Raw genomic sequence first — 17,489 nt, forward strand, 5'->3', positions numbered from 1 at the left:
TCAAAAAACCTATGCGTTGACCTTCGTAAGCTTGAGCATGGCATCCACCACCTGTTCCATGTGCATACCGCGGCTGCCCTTAATCAAGAGCACGTCACCTTCAGCCACGATCTCGGTGAGGGTGTCAATCAATTCCTGAACAGAGGCGAAATGATGCGCCGCCTTCATGCCCTTGAACTTTGCGCCCTTCACATAAAGCTTCGCCTTTTCACCCACGGTCAGAAGCATGTCAAAATTCATTTCGGGAACCATCGCACCCATTTCCAAGTGCAAGGCATCCGTCTGAGCGCCGAGTTCCAGCATATCACCCAGAACGGCGATACGGCGGTTCACCTTCATGTTGCCAATCGTCTGCAAGGCCATCTTGGTCGAAGACGGATTGGCATTGTAGCAGTCCGACACGATCTTGAAGCCGTTTGCGTTCTTGATTTCCATGCGCATATTGGTCGAACGGAAATTCGCGAGAGCCTTTGCGATTTCAGCCTTCGGAACCCTGAACTGAAGACCCACGGCAATAGCGGCGAGGGCGTTGTAAAGGTTATGGATACCCGGCACATTCAGAGTGAACTTGGTGCGTTCCACAAAGAAGGTCGCGCAGTTGTCTTCGCTCCATTCGAGCTTTTCGGGCTTGATGATGCCGCGCTTTACGCCAAAGGTCACCACCTTGTAGCTGGTGTTGCTGCGGCACTTGCAAAGGCGCGGGTCATCGGCGTTCACAATGAGTACGCCATTCTTCTTGAGGCCTGCGACAATCGTCTTCTTTTCGGCAAACACGCCCTCCAAATCCTTGAGGCGTTCCAGGTGAGAGGCGCCGATGTTGGTAATCACGGCGACATCGGGCTCGACAGCGAGCGAGAGCGGACGGATTTCATCCGGGCCGCTCGTGCCCATTTCGATGACTGCCGCTTCGTGGCTGTGCTTGAGCTGGAACAGCGTCATGGGCACACCGATGTGGTTGTTGAAGTTACCGGCGGTGGCATGCGTATTGTACTTCTGCGACAAGACGGCCTTCACCATTTCCTTGGTGGTGGTCTTGCCGTTGCTGCCCGTAATGGCAACCTTCTTTACCTTAAAATTCTTCTGATAGCCCTTGGCGAGTTTCAGGAGCGCTTTCGTCGTATCGTCGACGGGCGCATACATCTTGAAGTTTTCAATGCCTTCGGCATCTGCATTCACGACACTCATCAAAGCTCCATTCTTTTCCATTTGAGTCACAAACTGGTGGGCGTCAAATCGGGCACCCTTGATCGGCCAAAACACAACACCCTTGGCAGGTTCGCGCGAATCCATGCAAAGGTTCACCTTGCGGTTCTTGGTACGGCCATCGACGCCTACCGAGTAGGTTTCGAGGATTTCCAAGAGTTCCTTGATTTTCAAATCCAGCTTATACATTTTCCATCGCCTTCACCGCTTCTTCGCGGTCATCAAAATGATGCTTGGTCTTACCCACAATCTGGTAGTCTTCGTGGCCCTTGCCCGCAATCACGAGCCAGTCGCCATCCTTGAGTTCTGCGCAGGCCTTGGCAATTGCCTCTTCGCGCTTTTCGACCACGCTAAACTTGTCCGTCTTCATGCCGGCGCGAACATCGTTGATGATGTCCGTCGGATTTTCGGTGCGCGGATTATCCGAAGTGAGCCAGGCCTTGTCAGCCAAGCGTTCAGCAATTGCACCCATAATCGGACGTTTCGTCCTGTCGCGGTCACCTCCGCAGCCGAACACGCAAGAAAGCTTGCCGCGGCAGAGGCTGCGGGCGGTCGTAAGCACACGTTCAAGGGCATCGGGAGTGTGGGCATAGTCCACAATCACGTGGCGGCCATTCTTGTTCCAGACCTTTTCGAAACGGCCCGGAACGCGGATTTCAGAAAGGGCCTTGCGCATGGCCGATTCAGCAATTCCAATCGACTTTGCCCAGGCAAGGACAAGCATCACGTTATCTACGTTAAAGTCGCCGCACAGCGGAGTTTCAAATATTTCCGCACTAATTGCAGGCAAACGCAGCTTGAGTCCATCTTCGGTATTCTCGACAGCCCCTTCGGGCTTCACAGTAGCGCTAACGACCCCTAGACGCGAGACAGCCACCGCCCGGTCCGCTCCAATCCCGGCTAGGGAGTCGTATAGTTTCTTTCCATACGCATCGTCGATGTTGACAACGGCAACACCGTCTTTTGCGAGGTAACGCGTGAACAAGAGCTTTTTCGCCTCGAAATAGGCATCCATCGTCTTATGGTAATCGAGATGGTCCTGCGTCAGGTTACTGAAAAGCGCACTCTTGTAAAGCACACCTGCCATACGGCCCTGGTCAAGCGAATGCGAAGACGCTTCCATCACCAAATCCGTACAGCCAGCCTCTACCGCCTTTGCGGCAAAGGCATACAAATCCAAAAGTCCCGGAGTCGTGAGCGTAGCCGGCACCGACTTTTCACCAATCTTGTTCTTGATGGTCCCCAGGAGCGCCACCTTGCGGCCTGCAGCCGAAAGCATCGCATCCATCAGGAAAGCACTCGTCGTCTTTCCATTCGTTCCCGTTACGGCATGGGCAGAAAGTTTTGCAAACGGATCCTTGTAGAAAATTCTTGCCGCTTCAAGGCGTGCAGCCTTCACGTCTGCCACCTGAATCCACTTGGAGGTAAGTCCCTCGGGAGCGACCGTTTCGCCCACCACGGCAACGGCACCGGATGCCACCGCGCTCTTCGCGAATTCGTCGGACTTTTCACCCGGCATCGAGAAGAACAAATCATTAGCCTTCACGCGGCGGGAGTCGTCGCAGAGGCCTTGTACATTCAATTTCTGCATCAACGTTTCAGAAATCATCAGCCTTTCTCCTTTAGCGTAAGCTTGCAAATCTGCCCCTTATGAAGCACTTCCCCGACCTTCGGGGACTGCGACACGACGCGGCCCATACCGGAATATTCAACGTTTATGCGGATATTTCCGGCAATTTCAAGAGCGTCCTTGAGCGAAAGCCCTTTCAGGTCGGGCATTTTCTGAGCCTCGATCGTTCCAAGTGTCAGCACAAGCGCAAGCGAATCCGACTTGTCCCTACGGGCAGAGATCACACGGTTTCCTTCACCTTCAAAAGTCACGGCACAATGCCTCGACTGGGCATGCACCTTGGCCGCATCGACATGCAGGCCGACGTAATCGCCCTTGCACGGGGAACTTTCGCTCACCAGCGTAAGCTCATGGGCCGCAGGCGAAAGCGTCGGGTGATAGTAGATTCCTTCCATGATGCGTCTAAAGATGGGGCCCGCCGTAGCACCGCCCGTATGTCCATAGAGCTTATCGGCATTCGGATCGTCCACCAGGACCATGCACACGTAACGCACATCTTCGACCGGAGCAAGGCCGATAAACGATGCCACCTGGTGTTCGCGATCGTACTTACCCGTTTCCTGGTTGTACTTTTCGGCCGTACCGGTCTTTCCGCCAAATAAAACGTCGGGAATCTTCTTGCTTGCCACGCGCTTGGCCGTACCGCTATTCACCACACGGTTCAACATCTTGCGAATGGAGGCTGCCGTACGTTCCGAAATCACGCGACGCACCTTGACAGGTTCCTTCTTTTCGACCAGCTTACCGTCGGCATCGCGCCATTCCTTTACAATCATGGGTTCCATCAGGGTTCCGCCATTTGCCACTGCGGCATAGGCCATCACCATCTGGATCGGCGTCACCGAGACTGCGTGTCCAAAGCCCATCGTCTTAAGCGTACGTTCGTCTCGAGTCAATTCGTAGGGCATATACAGGCGTCCCGATTCTTCGCCATAAAGATTCTCGGAAGTCTTCATGCCAAAGCCAAAGTTGCGGGCCATCCGGTAAAGCCTTTCGGCACCCACCATATCGGCAATCTTTGCAAACACGATGTTCGACGACTGAACCATCGCCTCTTCCATATTCATGTCGCCATAGATATGCGTATCGCAAATCGGCTTGTCGCTTCTGATTTTCGGGTTATTTTTCCACCAATCCCAGCACTTGCCTTCGTTTTCAAATACCTTATCGGGCGAAACAATGTTGTCTTCAAGGGCTGCGGCCGCTGTAATCACCTTGAAGGTGGAACCCGGTTCGTACGACATCGCCACGATATCGTTTTTCGCCATACGGCCCACACCCTGTTTCTTGGAATTCGGGTCAAAAGTCGGATAGCTCGCCATGGCAAGGATTTCGCCCGTGTAGGGGTCCACCACCACAGCAGAGGCACTGGCCGCACTGAATTCATTCACGCCATCCTTGAGCGCCTTTTCGACAATTTCCTGCATGTTCTTGTCGATGGTGAGCACCAAGTTCTTTCCGGGTTTTGCTTCGGCCACGTTTTCGGAGCGGCCATAAATTTCACGTTCGCGCGCATCCTGAATTCCGACGCGGAAACCTTCGTTACCACGGAGACGCAAGTCAAAGATGCGTTCCATGCCCATGCTTCCGACACCATCGTAGCCGACCTTCCCCACGATCTGCGAGGCAAGTTTCCCTTGCAAGAAAATGCGGCTGTAGTCTTCGGTCTTGCCCGTATCGCGGAGGTTCTGCGCAAATACGATTCCGTTTCGGTCCAGAATTTCGCCGCGTTCCGCATAGATATTCTTGGTGATCGTCACCGTGCGCCTTGTTTCGGCCTGGTAAATTTCACGGTTCAGCACCTGGATAGTAAAGGTCTGCCACACGAGTACGCCGATAACGCCGTACACTAGCATTTTTCCAACCGAGAGGGCATCCATATTCACAATATTCATGGAGCCCCCGATACGCGCACCTTGGTCGGCACGTCATTTAAGTCAAGTTCACATTTTTCGGCAAATTCCGAAAGCGATTCCAGCGACGAAAGCTTATTGATTTCAAGCCGCTTCAGAACGATTTCACGTTGCAGAAGTCCCACCTGGGCCGAAAGCTCATGTGATTTCGTATAAAGTCTTGTCAGGCAGTTCTGCATGTAAAGCGGCAAAATCAGCAACAGGCCCGCCACGAGTACGGCACAGGCAAAGCCCCACACGATCGTGCGGTTCGAGTAGAAAACTGATGTCTTGTTTTCGGCACTCATACCCGTTCGTACACCCTTAGTTTTGCAGAGCGAGCCCTGCTGTTGTTCGCAATTTCTTCGTTTGTAGGCAAAATCGGCTTGCGATTCACCTTCTTTAAGCGCTGATGATTCCCGCCGCACATGCACACCGGCAAATTCTCCGGGCAAATGCAGGCCTTCTCAAATTCGGCGGCCGTTTCCTTGACGCAACGGTCTTCTACGGAGTGGTAGCTCATCACCACCAGGCGGCCCCCCACCTTCAGGCAATCCACGGCAGCGCGCAGGCTATCTTCAATTTCCTTCAGTTCGCCGTTCACTTCCATACGAATCGCCTGGAATACGCGAGCCAAGAGGCCATTCACTTCGCGTCTCTTGTCGGGGAAAACAGACTCCACCACCGTTTTTACGTCGGAAGGCAAGATATCTTTATCGCCAGTCGCCGAAGCCATTTCAATCAAGCGGGTCGCAAGCTTGAAGGCGCGATCCATATCGGCATTCTTGCGGAGAGCGACGGCAAGCGTATCGGCGTCCACCGTCTTGAGCCACTGCTGCGCGGAGATTCCTTCGCGGCGGTCCATGCGCAAATCGAGCGGATTGTTACCGACAAAGGTAAAGCCGCGAGCGGAGTCATCCACCTGATGGCTGCTGATCCCCAAATCATAAAGGATTCCGTCGAGCGTATTCGGCGCAATTTCGTTCTTCAGTTCGCCAAAGCGCACCGGGTGCACAATGAACTTGGGCTTTACGCCTGCAAGACGCTTTGTCGCAAAGGCTACCGCCTCTTCGTCGCGGTCGAATGCATGGAGCGTCCCATCTTCGTTCAACTGACTTGCAATCGCATAGGAATGTCCGCCGCCACCCAGGGTACAGTCACCGTAGGTACCGTTCGGCTTGATATTCAGGCCTTCAAGACATTCCTTAAGCATCACCGGATCGTGATAGAACACGCCGTTTTCAACACCTGCAGTCGCAGCAGCGGAATGCTTCGCCACAGGGCGACCATTCGAAAATTCATTTGTCTGTAATTGATTCTGCCGGAGATCAGCGTTTGTCATCTAAGCCCTCCGTCGAACCAATGCGGTAGAACATTTCGTCGAACAGCTTCAAATCTTCTTCAGACTGCATACTATGCTGAGATTCGAACCGTTCGGGGTTCCACATTTCCAGAGACCGACCACGACCGGGGGAGTAAACCACTTCGGTCGTAAGTCCCGCATGATCCAGCAATTTCTTGGGAATAAGAATGCGGTTCTGCCCGTCCATTTCTACAAAACAGGCATCGAGTTGTTTCCGGAATACATCGGCTTGACGGCGGTCTTTAAACGCGTCGATTTCGGCCATGTACTTAACGTACTCAGGCAACATGTACAACCGGAGGGTGTGGTCCGGGCCACGGGTGACCACGAACTCGTTCCCTTCGGTAGGCCAAAGCTGACGACGGAGTTCCCTGGGGAAGGAAGACCTTCCCTTTCCGTCGATCGCCGTCTTGGCGTTACCTATGAAATACGGTAAATCCATTTAAATCCTTGACACAACTTACCACAACACTTATCACACGTGGTAAATGTACCCATTTTCACCCACTTCGGCAAGATTTTTTTCCCACAGACAGGGTTTTTCACCCCCAAACAGAGATTTTCATCCATTTTTTCTCATCGAAAGCATACAAAAAGCATACCTCGACCCCTAGTCCGATTGAAAAGTGGTGAACATCAGTTCACCAACTCTTTTTATTTTTGCATCAAAAAAATCTGACGGATACAAAAAAAGCCCCGTCAGGGCAAACACCGCGTCAATAGCACCTAATGGACACGGACAGGAATACGTTTTATGTCTTTAAACTTTATGGCCGATTTGAATCTCGGCATCGGCCCTAAAGGGAAGTTCTTCGAGCTGCGGCGTCGCGATAATCACCTGACACGCCTTTTCGCGGATAAGGGACGCCACCGCATCGCGGCGCTTCACATCGAGTTCAGCAAAAATATCGTCGAGCAAAAGAATCGGCTTGTTCAGGTAACGGGTCGCGACATCGACTGCGGCAAACCGCATGGCAACCGCCGAACAGCGGCACTGCCCCTGCGACCCGCAAGACCGCATTTCAGAGGCCCCAATGCATATTCCGAGGTCATCCTTATGAGGACCAGAAAGCGTAATCCCCTGGATTTTTTCGGCAAATTCCAAACCAGAAAGTTTACGGCGGTAGGCCTCGCGTAACGCATTCTCGTCAACGGAACCGTCGTCAGATTCTCCCGAATCCGAGGCAATATAAGCGACACTTTTGTCCGCCACCATAGAAACCTTATCGAGCTCCTGATCGTCCAGGAATTCCGCTCCGTCAAGAGCGTCCAATTCCTTGAGTATCGAACTCTTGTAGGCGCACGTAATTTCGTCGACGCCCCCCGAAAGCCTACGGTAATACCCTGTAATAACAGGCGAAATCTCTTTCGAAAGCGACAGACGCGCCGCCCAGAGTTTGGCTCCCAAATCGACTAACTGCTCCGTGAGAACCGCAAAAAGTTCCTCACCGCCGGTCGCACCGCCTTCGCGCTTATACTGCCTAAGCCACTGATTACGTTGTTGCAACACTCGGCGATAACGCTTGAGCACCGATGCATTCGCCTGCGAGCGGAAGCAAAGGATTTCATCTAGCCAACGCCGACGCACTTCCGGAGCACCACGCAAAAGTTCGATATCCGAAGGCTGCATAATGACCGCGGGCATATTTCCAAACAACGAAGAAACGGACTTTAGGCTCTCCCCGTTTTCGCGGACATCGCAAGAGCGCTTTCCTACGCGCACCGCACGCGACGTCGTACGCCCCGCATCTTCAAACGTACCGCGGACAATCAACTCGCTCCCGTTCCAGGAGATCATTTCCTTCAAGTCGTGAGCGCGGAAAGAGAACCCCTGCGCAAGCAAATGTACCGATTCCAGGATAGACGTCTTGCCACAGCCATTCGGCCCATGGACCACGGTAATTCCCGGTCCAAAATCATGTTCGAACAGCGACAGGCTGCGCAGACCATCTATATAGATTTTTGAAATCACGGAATGTAGCCCCTGAGTCCAAAGCTCAGCGGAGTCCAGAGGCCCGCTTCCGTTTCGTAAATCAAGGCGTAGTTCACGTCGAACGGATACCGTGTCTTTCCGATGCGAATCCTGAACTTGTAGCCGGCACCCACCGTCCAGTCCAGATCGTCCATACCGACACGAAGCGTTCCGTCGGGAATAATTTCGCATTCAAAGCCCACGCGGCCCGTCCATACATGCAAATCGGGGTCAAACGCAAGCAAGGTGTCCGCCACCTGATAATCAAGCGCTTCCATCCAGGCGTACACGGGTTTCCCCAATACGTTGGAACGATACCCGAGTCCGATCTGCAACACCTTCGGGCGCACACCTTCGGTACTTTCGACGGAGTTGTCGGTGCTGGTATTCTTGTTCCACTTTGCAGACAAGTTCTCACTAAAGCTCAAGTTGCGGATCACAACGGAGGTAGACCAGTTCCTGTTCCACTGACGAAGCCAGCTCAGGTTAAAAGTCACCGGGCTACGGTAATCGTCGACCACTTCGGCAACACCCTCGTAATACTCCGAAATGTCCATGTTGTCGTAACTCATCGAAAGCGAAAAGCCAATGGCATCCAGACGGGTCACCCGATAGGCAAAGCCAAGATACATCATGGTAAAGTAAGGAGTCGCCGTTCCCATGGTTTCGTCATCTTCGTTAATGACATCGAAAGCAAGGTCGCCACGGTACAGCATCGCAAAGCCAACGCCCATACGCTTGCCAACCGGAGTTTCCAAGCCAAGCGAGCCACCCGCACGGTCAAGGTCGCGCTTTTCGGCACTCAGGGAATACGCAAAGTCTTCACGAAAACCAAGGATAGCCGGGTTCCAGTAGGCAGCGGGCATCGAAGCGGTATCCGCCGAGCCCGTATTGCCACGGCCGAGTTCACGAGTACCCGCACCCATACGTTCCACAAAGCCGTCAAAGCTACCCAATGTCGCACGTTTCCCCGCAACCGCAGAAGATGCCAACAAAGCAACGAATAAAATGAATAATGAATACTGAAAAACGAAAAATGATTTTGCCATTTTTAATTTTTCATTCTCCATTCCTGGATCCTTTCGTCTAAGCATCATCATTTGTGCCCTCCCAGAGTCATCACCTTACCCCAGCCGATGTGACCGTGGTTATCCTTGACGCGCACATAGTACACGCCCATGGTGCAGGGTCTTCCCGCCTTGTCAAGCCCATCCCAGAAATCTTCTTTCGGGTTCGTGCTGCGAGAGGCATCCGCTCCGCGAGGAGCATCCTTTACAATCGTACGCACTTTGCGCATATCGTAGCTAAACACGTCGATCGTAATCTTCGAATTCTTGCTAACCTTGTACGAAACAAGCGACTGGTTTCCGTTGCCCGACGTAATCACCGAAGGCACCATGCGAACAGTCCCGAGGTCGTCGCCGAGAGAGGCCCTATTCAATATGGGAGTCCACGTCTTTCCCGAATCCGCCGACACGGAAATTCCGTTGCCGTAAGTCGAAACGGCAAGACCCGTCACGTTCTTTTCGAGGGGGAACGCGCAGATAGACGTAATGCGTTCGTCGCGGTCCGTCACGCCCGTTTCGTAGCCATTCAGCCACTGGTTGTTTCCGTCATTGTCCCAGGCGCGAACACCCGCTGAATCCAGCTTGAAATAGCCAGTAACCGAGCCACCCGCAGCCATCACACCCACGAAGGCCGTTTTTCCGATAAAGGCAACACCGCTTACCGTATAGTCACCATCGTCGTAGATATCCTTTTTCTGAGCCTTTCCCGCAGAATCCAGGAAATTCACCTTCGCAAAATCCTTGGCGCCTTCACGGAGTACCCACAGCGCCCCCTTCATCGATTCCTTTTCCATTCGCGAAGTTTCGGCAATCACCGTCAGAGGTTCACCCCCCATCCAGAGTCCCGTCACGCGGGCACTCGAATCCAGAACGGTTGAAGCCTTAGAAAGCTTGTTCCCTGTCCATTTCCACAGACCCTTTTCCGTTGCAAGCCATAAATCACCGGTCCTAGGATGTTGTTTCACGTCGAAAATACGCGGATTCACCGACGATTTCCACTTATAGTTCAAGCCCGCTGTATCGAGCTTTGCCGTCTTAAGGTTCAGCTGGTACATCCCCTTCTTGCCGCTTGAAACATCGTAAATTCCAAGGCCCGCAGCCCCACGCGCCATCCATAGCTGTTTTTTGGTAGAATCGAATGCGAAGCCGCTTACGGCATAATGCATCGCCGTATCCAGATCCTCTAGCGCATCGGGGATATCCAGCCTATTTTCGATAACATTATCAATTCCACGCACCGAGAAAAAACCTTCCGGCTGTAAGAACGCCCCGTCATCATCGAGGCCGATCATCGGAAGCACGTAACCGAGCTTCCCCGCATAAACAGAAGGGATTCGCCTCTGTTCCGCCTGAAGGTCCCTGAAAAAGCTGGACTTCACCGCCGTCACGGAATCGGACAGCTGTTCCTGTTTCGAATCCAGCACACGAATGCCCGTCGATTCGACACTGAGCGAAAGGAGCGATACGCCACTGTAGATGTCCCCACGGGAAAACACCCAAAGCGTCCCCACCTTGCCCGTTTCATTCACGTTCATGGTATAGTTGCTAAAGAGCGTCTCCGCAGCGAAGGCGGGCACAGAGGCGCCACAAAGCACAAGCGACGCCCCCAGGATTTTTTTTGATAAACTAATCAAACTCATAAACTTACCGCATGTCGATTTCATCGACACCCTTTACCGGCTTATACTTGAAATCTTCCGCCGAAACCTTTTTCATCACCTTGAGGTTTACGATATTGTACCACGAACCGTTCCCGGAAGGATCCACCGTAAAAAGGCGCACCGGCGAAAAATCCTTCTTGGAAAGCCACACTTCCATTTGCGTAAACTGTCCCGCATACTTGGACGGGTCCAGCTTGAGTACCCAAAGTTTCTGCCCCCCAAACTCGCCCTCGGCAATCTCTTTCGCCTTGCAATTCAGGTACTTGAACAAAAGTTCCGACGGATGCAGCGAACTCGACAGGTCTTCGACCGCCTTGATCAACACCTGACGCTGTTCCACGTTGTGCTGCCACAGGCTTTCGCCGTCGCTGTAGAACTTGATTCCTGCCATATCGAGCACAAAGCGGTCGCCGTCTGCCACCAGGAGCTTTCCGTTCTGCGAGGCGATATCCGGAGAATCCGCGTAGAACACCTGAACCCTAAAATCAAGGCTCCAAGCCTTCCCCGACTTGAACCACGCCTTTGATTTTTCCATAGCCTCGTCGGCGGTGAGCGCAAAGAGAGACGGTGCGACAAGCATTACCGAAAAAAGGATAGCGCGTAAGGACTTGAGCATCAACAAAAAAACTCCTATCTATACCAAACTGGGCGATTATGGGCAAATTTACAAATTTCACGCCCCGAATGCTTGGCTTTTCAGCTCGGATATTTCTATCTTTGTGCAAGAAAAATTTAATCCTACTGGAAAACACGTATGCGCAAACTGATTTTGCCCCTGGCTATGGCATCTGCCACCATCGCTCTCGCCGCCGACATCGAAGTCCACGGTGACGTGAACATGGATTACGCCAGCTACTTTGACAGCGATTTTGATCCCACCAACGCAGGCAACCAGGATATCTACCTCGCCCTGCAAGCTCACCTCGACGAAAACATTTCCGTGATCGTCAAGGGGACCACTCATAGCACCTATGTCAACCAGAACGGCGATCTCGAAGAATCCGAAGTCCGTCATGGACTTGCCCGTTCCACCGCCATGGGTTCAGAGGGCCGCAACAACTCGTTCGATTTCGACGGCGTCCAGTTCCGCTGGGACGTAAGCCACGAAGTCACGCTCGTCTTCGGTGACATGACCTACAGCGCAGGCGCATTCAACTACTACTTCTGGCGCGACGTTTCCCGCTACGCGGTCATAGTCCGCGAACAGAAACTCCGCGGCGTAGGCCTCGATGTCGGTAACGACAAGTACGGACGCGGCTCCCTTTACTTGGGCGCCTCCGATGCCACCGACCACACCATCGCCCTCTTTGCCACTTACGGTTTCCCGCTCATCAACCACACCGACGAGCACTTGATTATCACCCCGAGCCTCGACTGGGTATTCGGCTCCGAAATCAACCGTAGCCACACCTACGTGCTCGGTACCGAAGTGGACTACTCCAAGAGCTTCTCCAAGTTCAACTACGGCATCTACGCGGTCTGGGGCCTCCACCCCTACAAGGGCAAGGGAACACACTCCTTCTTGCTCGAACCCAGCATGAACTACGCCATCTTCAACCTGGCAGGCACCTTCTTCTACGCCATCACCGACAAGGAATACGATGCCGAGCCGCAGCTGATGACCGACGACCAGATGATGTACGCCATCGAGCCGAGCTTCAACATCCACAAGAAGTACACCTTGGGAGTCTCTTTCGAATACCACGACCCCGACAAGGAAAAGCACAAGGACGACTACAAGTTCCTGGGGATGAACCACTACATCTACCCGACCATGAATACCGAAATCGTCGTCTGGTACGGCTACAACTTCACCAAGACCGACGACACCCCGTTCGGCAAGGGCCGGTTCTCTCTCGGTTTGAGCGGCAAGGCTAGTTTCTAACAAGACCGCTCGCGCCCAATCGTAAAAGTACGTACCCAAAGCGCTCGCTCTCGTAACCACGCCTCGTTAATACGAGGCGTTTGTTACTCACGGACAAGAGCACCTGCATAAAGCTTTCTTCACCGGGTTTTTGCCCGGTGTTTTTTTGTGGGGGGAACGCATTCCCCTCGTTTCAGCCCCAACTCAGCCTGCTCCGCACGACATCAAGACCGTTCGACTCTATCACATAATTAAAAATGTGATAGAGTCTCACTCTCGCCACAGCCCCAGCTTAACGTCTGGGGCATTTAGGCTCACATGGCCACGGCCTTCGGCCGACGAATGTTCGCTTAGCGGCCAGGCTCTCGCAGAGCCCCCCCCCTTCTAACGGGCTTCAGGCAAAACTAGCCTCTATTTATTCCCCACCTATAAACAAAAAGAAAGGCAAGATTGCTCTCGCCTTTCAAAAAATTTAAGGTTTTACCTGAGCGCTCACAGCTCAATGCTCAGAGCGCTTAGCGCGACCTCAAAGCCGTTATTACTGACCGAGGTACTTGCGGCCGATGCCGAAGCCGTCCTTGTATTCCACGTAGTCCGGTACGAAGTCCTTGGCGTAAGAGAAGGAGACGTTCACGGAGCACTGGAACTCGTTCATGAGCTTGCCCTTGGTGCCGGCCTTGATTGCCTGCTTCTTCTTTTCGATCTTTTCCTGGCCCTTCTTGCCCACGAGCACTTCAGCTTCGCACCAGCCGCCGCTCACCTTGGCCACCGCTTCGCGACCGTCGGTAGAAACGACCTTGATGCCAGCCGGGTCAAGTTCGGTGTTGTTGCCGGTAGAAGCCCAGAACTGCAGTTCGCCGGAAAGGGAACCCGGAGCCATCTTGAGAGTCGGGAATGCCATCACGTAGCCCCACTTGTCCACGCGGCGGCTCACCGGTTCGCCAATCTGTTCGCCGAAGATCAGGAAGTAACCGCGAGTGCCCTTACGGCTCTTGTTGAGGGCTGCCTTGACTTCTGCATTTTCCGGAGCCATTTCGGCAATCTTCATGATGTGGTATTCGCTCACGACCGGGTCGGATTCGCCCACGGCTTCGGAGAGGTTCTTGGCAACGTAGGCGTTTTCAGCTTCGGTACGGATGGCCTTCACGGCTGCTTCACCGGCACCCTTGGCCTTGGCCGTTGCAAGAGCGGTATCGATCTTTGCAAATGCGTTCACGATGGTACCGTAGTCCATGCCTTCCTGGGCGGCCTGCTGCTTACCGATCGTTGCAAGCTTCGTCACGTATTCTTCGATCACTTCGGCATTCTGGACTTCGGCCATGTTCACCGAGGCCTTGTCGAAGTAGCCGTTGATAAGGTCGCTGTTCAAATCCTTCTTGGCTTCCGTTTCGGCGGCGCGAACCAGGGCAAGCGTAAAGTTGTCGTAGAATTCATCGGACATGCTACCTTTCTTCTTAGCTTCGAGATAAGAGTTGATAGCATTGCGGTAACGGCCTTCCTTGAGGTGTTCATCGCCGCGCTTTTCGTTGGTACCCTTACAGCCGACCATCGTAAAGGCAACAGCCGCGGCAAGAGAAGCGATCAGGATTTTTTTCATTTTTGTTTCCTTCAGTTGATTGTTTTCAACTAATATAGATAGATAAAGGGCTTTTTGACAAAAAAATTACTTTTTCTGTATACGTTTCAAAAAATAATTAAATAAATTTAAGGGAAACTAGCTTTATAGGTAAAATTTTCTTTGGAGAAACCGTCCGGGAATGAATATCCTTGTCGTAAGCCCCGAAGCCGGTAACTGGCGAAAAACCAGTCCACTGGCAACTGCGGTCAACCGCATGACCGACGCTTTTGCAAGCGCCGGTACAAAGGTCATTACCTGTTCGCCGTTCTTCAAGAACCTGATGGTCAATGTCGAAAGCTACCGTTGCGTCTACAGCGGCGTAGAAAAGCTTTTGAACAAGCCCTACGAAATCTGGGTTTCCGAACAGGACCCCCTGCATACCTATATCTATAACGAAGAATATTTCGGCAGGCCCTACGTCTACAGCCCGCCACAGAGCGCACCGTACCAGGACAACCATATCCGGTTTGCGTTTCTCGCCTCGGCAGCCCTTGCATACGCCGAAGCAAGCAAGTTCGAAAGTAACGCCATTCTTGGTCACGAATGGGGTGGCGCCCTGGTTGGCGCACTCGCCAAGACGACTTACCAGGAATACGCTAGCAAGATTCCGTTCTTCTTTACCGTCCATAACATCACCTACGATTTCCACATTTCCTCTAGCGAAATCGAGCGCATTGGACTTCCGCGTAAAGACTACAATATGGACGGCTACGAATTCTGGGGAAAGGTCAGCCTTCTCAAGGTGGGCATCCTGTACGCCACCAAGGTACTTTTCCCCTCGCCCGGCTACCGCGATGCGATGCTCAATACGAACCTTCCCGGTGGCATTAGCGGCTTTTTGAACCGAAACGCGGACAAGCTGATCGGCGTCCAGTTCGGTGTAAGCTACCAGGTCTGGGATTTCAACAAGGAAAACCTCCCCATCAAGGAAGCCAAGGCCAAGGCCCGCGCACACCTACAGCAACAGCTGAACGTGAACTTCGACGGCAAGTTGGTGCTCTACGTACACCTCGACGAAGAAGCGGGCAACACCTCCGAAACGCTTGCGACGATTCTTTCGGACATCGCCCGTCTCGAAGTTTTCCTTATCGTAGGCATTTCGTCCTTGAACAGCGAGTGGAACTACTACAAGGACTTCGCCCAGCAGTACCCCGAAGTGATGTGCGTGCAGGACCTCGAATGCGACGGTGACGACATCCAGATTCTCCGCGACACCCTGGCAGGCTCCGACGCCCTGTTTGCCGCAAACCTCCGTGAGCCGTCTTCTTCCATTATCCTCAAGGCGATGGCCGCAGGAACACTCCCCATTACGGGCCGTACCGTGGGCGTCTCTACGATGCTCACCAGCTACGCACTCGAAACGGCGGGAGAAGCAAATGCATTCCTCGTCGATGACGCGAACGCCCCGCACCAGATGCTACGCTGTGCAAAGGACGCCGTAAAAGTCTACAAGACCGAAGTGGCCGACTGGGACAAGTGCGTGGTGAACGCCTATAGCGGATTCCACTACGAATGGTGCAGGACGATTTCCAAATACCTGCTCATATTCGGCGAACTTGGACTGTAAAGTCTGTTCCAACATTACAAAAAGACTATATTTGGCCCTACATCGGGACTTTAGCTCAATTGGTTAGAGCAGCGGACTCATAACCCGCGGGTTCCGGGTTCAAGTCCCGGAGGTCCCACGAAAGACGGTTTCTTTTCAGGAGCCGTCTTTCTTTTTTAAGAAAAGAAGACCGCAAGTGGCAGTCCAAAGCTAATTACAGACAAATTAAAATACCAAAATTTCAATTTACTGACACCTGAAACCTGTCCCCTGTAACCTGCCTAACCACTAATCACTGCCTACTGTTTACCAACCACTTTTCTATATTTTCTTCAAAACAAAAATTCACCTTCATAAGGAGCCTTTGAAATGGCAAGAGCCTTGATTATCGGTTGTGGCGCCGTCGCCACGGTTGCTATCAAGAAATGCTGCACCTGCAGCGAAGTCTTCAGCGAAATCTGCATCGCGAGCCGTCACCGCGAAAACTGCGAAAAGCTCGCCCAGGAACTCCGCCCGAATACAAAGACGGTCATTACGACTGCCGCCGTGGATGCTGACAAGGCCGAAAACGTTGCCAAGCTCATCAAGGAATACAAGCCCGACCTCGTGATGAACATCGCGCTTCCATACCAGGACCTCGCCATCATGGACGCCTGCCTGGAATGCGGCGTGAACTACATGGACACGGCGAACTACGAACCCGAAAACATCGACGATCCCGAGTGGCGCAAGATCTACGACAAGCGCGTGAAGGAACAGGGTTTCAGCGCCTACTTCGATTACAGCTGGCAGTGGGCTTACAAGGAAAAGTTTGAAAAGGCCGGCCTCACGGCGCTCCTCGGTTCCGGCTTTGACCCGGGTGTTTCCCAGGCCTACTGCGCCTACGCCCTCAAGCACCAGTTCGACACCATCGAAGAAATCGACATTCTCGACTGCAACGGCGGCGATCACGGCTACAAGTTCGCGACGAACTTCAACCCCGAAATCAACCTCCGCGAAGTGTCCGCTCCGGGTAGCTACTGGGACACCGACGAAAACGGCAAGGGCCACTGGGTCGAAATCCCGGCCATGAGCATCAAGCGCGAATACGTGTTCGACGAAGTGGGCAAGAAGGACATGTACCTGCTGCACCACGAAGAAATTGAATCGCTGGCCCAGAACATCCCGGGCGTGAAGCGCATCCGCTTCTTCATGACGTTCGGTCAGAGCTACCTCGACCACATGCGCTGCCTCGAAGACGTGGGCATGCTCAGCACCCAGCCGATCAAGTTCCAGGGTCAGGACATCGTGCCGATCCAGTTCCTGAAGGCTCTCCTTCCGGACCCGGCAAGCCTCGGTCCCCGCACCAAGGGCAAGACCAACATCGGTTGCATTTTCAAGGGCAAGAAGGACGGCAAGGACAAGACCTACTATCTGTACAACGTTTGCGACCACCAGGAATGCTACAAGGAACTCGGTAGCCAGGCTATCGCCTACACCACCGGCGTGCCCGCCATGTGCGGTGCCATGATGGTGCTTACCGGCAAGTGGAACAAGCCGGGTGTGCATACCGTGGAAGAATTCGACCCGGATCCGTTCATGGATGCCCTCACCAAGTACGGCCTCCCCTGGAAGGAAAACTTCAACCCGGTGCTGGTAGACTAGTGATTTGAGCGACGAGGTCGCTCGCAAGC

Annotated in this window: 14 protein-coding genes and 1 tRNA gene; 4 read left to right on the top strand and 11 right to left on the bottom strand. The window is 53.2% G+C overall.

The features are described from left to right. Window positions 1-9 precede the first annotated feature (9 nt). The 10 genes from murF to Q0W37_RS04050 all read right to left on the bottom strand — a co-directional run bounded on the left by murF (window position 10) and on the right by Q0W37_RS04050 (window position 11,404). Complete coding sequence (gene murF, locus Q0W37_RS04005) at window positions 10-1,392, bottom strand: UDP-N-acetylmuramoyl-tripeptide--D-alanyl-D-alanine ligase (RefSeq protein WP_297699001.1); 1,383 nt, start codon at window positions 1,390-1,392, stop codon at window positions 10-12. After that, on the bottom strand, window positions 1,385-2,812 hold the full coding sequence (locus Q0W37_RS04010) for a UDP-N-acetylmuramoyl-L-alanyl-D-glutamate--2,6-diaminopimelate ligase (RefSeq protein ID WP_297699003.1): 1,428 nt from the start codon (window positions 2,810-2,812) through the stop codon (window positions 1,385-1,387). The genes murF and Q0W37_RS04010 overlap by 8 nt, the downstream gene beginning before the upstream one ends. Continuing rightward, entirely contained in the window at window positions 2,812-4,728 is a 1,917-nt protein-coding gene (locus tag Q0W37_RS04015; protein WP_297699005.1) for a penicillin-binding protein, read from the bottom strand. The genes Q0W37_RS04010 and Q0W37_RS04015 overlap by 1 nt, the downstream gene beginning before the upstream one ends. Continuing rightward, window positions 4,725-5,033: a hypothetical protein gene (locus tag Q0W37_RS04020; protein WP_297699008.1), complete on the bottom strand. Its 309-nt coding sequence runs from the start codon at window positions 5,031-5,033 to the stop codon at window positions 4,725-4,727. The genes Q0W37_RS04015 and Q0W37_RS04020 overlap by 4 nt, the downstream gene beginning before the upstream one ends. After that, window positions 5,030-6,067 carry a 16S rRNA (cytosine(1402)-N(4))-methyltransferase RsmH gene (gene rsmH / locus Q0W37_RS04025; protein WP_297699010.1) on the bottom strand — a complete coding sequence of 346 codons (1,038 nt, stop codon included), beginning with the start codon at window positions 6,065-6,067 and terminating at the stop codon, window positions 5,030-5,032. Before rsmH ends, Q0W37_RS04020 begins: the two co-directional genes overlap by 4 nt. Further along, window positions 6,054-6,530 (bottom strand): MraZ family transcriptional regulator, encoded by a 477-nt coding sequence (locus Q0W37_RS04030; RefSeq protein ID WP_297699012.1) that lies wholly within the window; start codon window positions 6,528-6,530, stop codon window positions 6,054-6,056. The genes rsmH and Q0W37_RS04030 overlap by 14 nt, the downstream gene beginning before the upstream one ends. Before the next feature lie 318 nt (window positions 6,531-6,848). Continuing rightward, window positions 6,849-8,060: a DNA replication/repair protein RecF gene (locus tag Q0W37_RS04035; protein ID WP_297699014.1), complete on the bottom strand. Its 1,212-nt coding sequence runs from the start codon at window positions 8,058-8,060 to the stop codon at window positions 6,849-6,851. Beyond that, window positions 8,057-9,109, bottom strand: coding sequence for a hypothetical protein (locus tag Q0W37_RS04040; RefSeq protein ID WP_297699016.1), 1,053 nt, complete (start codon window positions 9,107-9,109; stop codon window positions 8,057-8,059). Before Q0W37_RS04040 ends, Q0W37_RS04035 begins: the two co-directional genes overlap by 4 nt. A 47-nt stretch (window positions 9,110-9,156) precedes the next feature. Further along, window positions 9,157-10,761, bottom strand: a complete 1,605-nt coding sequence (locus Q0W37_RS04045) for a hypothetical protein (protein ID WP_297699018.1) — start codon at window positions 10,759-10,761, stop codon at window positions 9,157-9,159. A gap of 10 nt (window positions 10,762-10,771) precedes the next feature. Then, window positions 10,772-11,404, bottom strand: a complete 633-nt coding sequence (locus tag Q0W37_RS04050) for an outer-membrane lipoprotein carrier protein LolA (RefSeq protein ID WP_297699020.1) — start codon at window positions 11,402-11,404, stop codon at window positions 10,772-10,774. A 138-nt stretch (window positions 11,405-11,542) separates the two neighbouring features. On the opposite strand from Q0W37_RS04050, the gene Q0W37_RS04055 reads away from it, so the two are divergent. Then, entirely contained in the window at window positions 11,543-12,673 is a 1,131-nt protein-coding gene (locus Q0W37_RS04055) for a hypothetical protein (protein WP_297699022.1), read from the top strand. Between the two features lie 517 nt (window positions 12,674-13,190). On the opposite strand, the gene Q0W37_RS04060 is transcribed toward Q0W37_RS04055, so the two are convergent. Continuing rightward, window positions 13,191-14,249, bottom strand: coding sequence for a hypothetical protein (locus Q0W37_RS04060; RefSeq protein WP_297699024.1), 1,059 nt, complete (start codon window positions 14,247-14,249; stop codon window positions 13,191-13,193). Window positions 14,250-14,409: 160 nt separating this feature from the next. On the opposite strand from Q0W37_RS04060, the gene Q0W37_RS04065 reads away from it, so the two are divergent. The 3 genes from Q0W37_RS04065 (at window position 14,410) to Q0W37_RS04075 (ending at window position 17,460) form a co-directional block, all read left to right on the top strand. Continuing rightward, the gene (locus Q0W37_RS04065; RefSeq protein ID WP_297699026.1) at window positions 14,410-15,837 is read left to right on the top strand and encodes a glycogen synthase; all 1,428 of its coding nucleotides are present in this window, start codon (window positions 14,410-14,412) and stop codon (window positions 15,835-15,837) included. A 44-nt stretch (window positions 15,838-15,881) separates the two neighbouring features. After that, window positions 15,882-15,955: transfer RNA gene (locus tag Q0W37_RS04070), tRNA-Ile, on the top strand. Between the two features lie 230 nt (window positions 15,956-16,185). Then, entirely contained in the window at window positions 16,186-17,460 is a 1,275-nt protein-coding gene (locus Q0W37_RS04075; RefSeq protein WP_297699028.1) for a saccharopine dehydrogenase family protein, read from the top strand. Window positions 17,461-17,489 lie beyond the last annotated feature (29 nt).

The sequence above is a fragment of the uncultured Fibrobacter sp. genome (assembly GCF_947166265.1).
Taxonomy (GTDB): domain Bacteria; phylum Fibrobacterota; class Fibrobacteria; order Fibrobacterales; family Fibrobacteraceae; genus Fibrobacter.

Excerpts from the sequence above, each read along its gene's own strand:
- Q0W37_RS04010 (WP_297699003.1), bottom strand. The coding sequence starts at position 2,812 with ATGATTTCTGAAACGTTGATGCAGAAATTGAATGTACAAGGCCTCTGC.
- Q0W37_RS04060 (WP_297699024.1), bottom strand. The coding sequence starts at position 14,249 with ATGAAAAAAATCCTGATCGCTTCTCTTGCCGCGGCTGTTGCCTTTACG.
- Q0W37_RS04040 (WP_297699016.1), bottom strand. The coding sequence starts at position 9,109 with ATGGCAAAATCATTTTTCGTTTTTCAGTATTCATTATTCATTTTATTC.
- Q0W37_RS04020 (WP_297699008.1), bottom strand. The coding sequence starts at position 5,033 with ATGAGTGCCGAAAACAAGACATCAGTTTTCTACTCGAACCGCACGATC.
- Q0W37_RS04030 (WP_297699012.1), bottom strand. The coding sequence starts at position 6,530 with ATGGATTTACCGTATTTCATAGGTAACGCCAAGACGGCGATCGACGGA.
- Q0W37_RS04050 (WP_297699020.1), bottom strand. The coding sequence starts at position 11,404 with ATGCTCAAGTCCTTACGCGCTATCCTTTTTTCGGTAATGCTTGTCGCA.
- Q0W37_RS04075 (WP_297699028.1), top strand. The coding sequence starts at position 16,186 with ATGGCAAGAGCCTTGATTATCGGTTGTGGCGCCGTCGCCACGGTTGCT.
- rsmH (WP_297699010.1), bottom strand. The coding sequence starts at position 6,067 with ATGACAAACGCTGATCTCCGGCAGAATCAATTACAGACAAATGAATTT.
- Q0W37_RS04065 (WP_297699026.1), top strand. The coding sequence starts at position 14,410 with ATGAATATCCTTGTCGTAAGCCCCGAAGCCGGTAACTGGCGAAAAACC.
- Q0W37_RS04055 (WP_297699022.1), top strand. The coding sequence starts at position 11,543 with ATGCGCAAACTGATTTTGCCCCTGGCTATGGCATCTGCCACCATCGCT.
- Q0W37_RS04015 (WP_297699005.1), bottom strand. The coding sequence starts at position 4,728 with ATGAATATTGTGAATATGGATGCCCTCTCGGTTGGAAAAATGCTAGTG.
- murF (WP_297699001.1), bottom strand. The coding sequence starts at position 1,392 with ATGTATAAGCTGGATTTGAAAATCAAGGAACTCTTGGAAATCCTCGAA.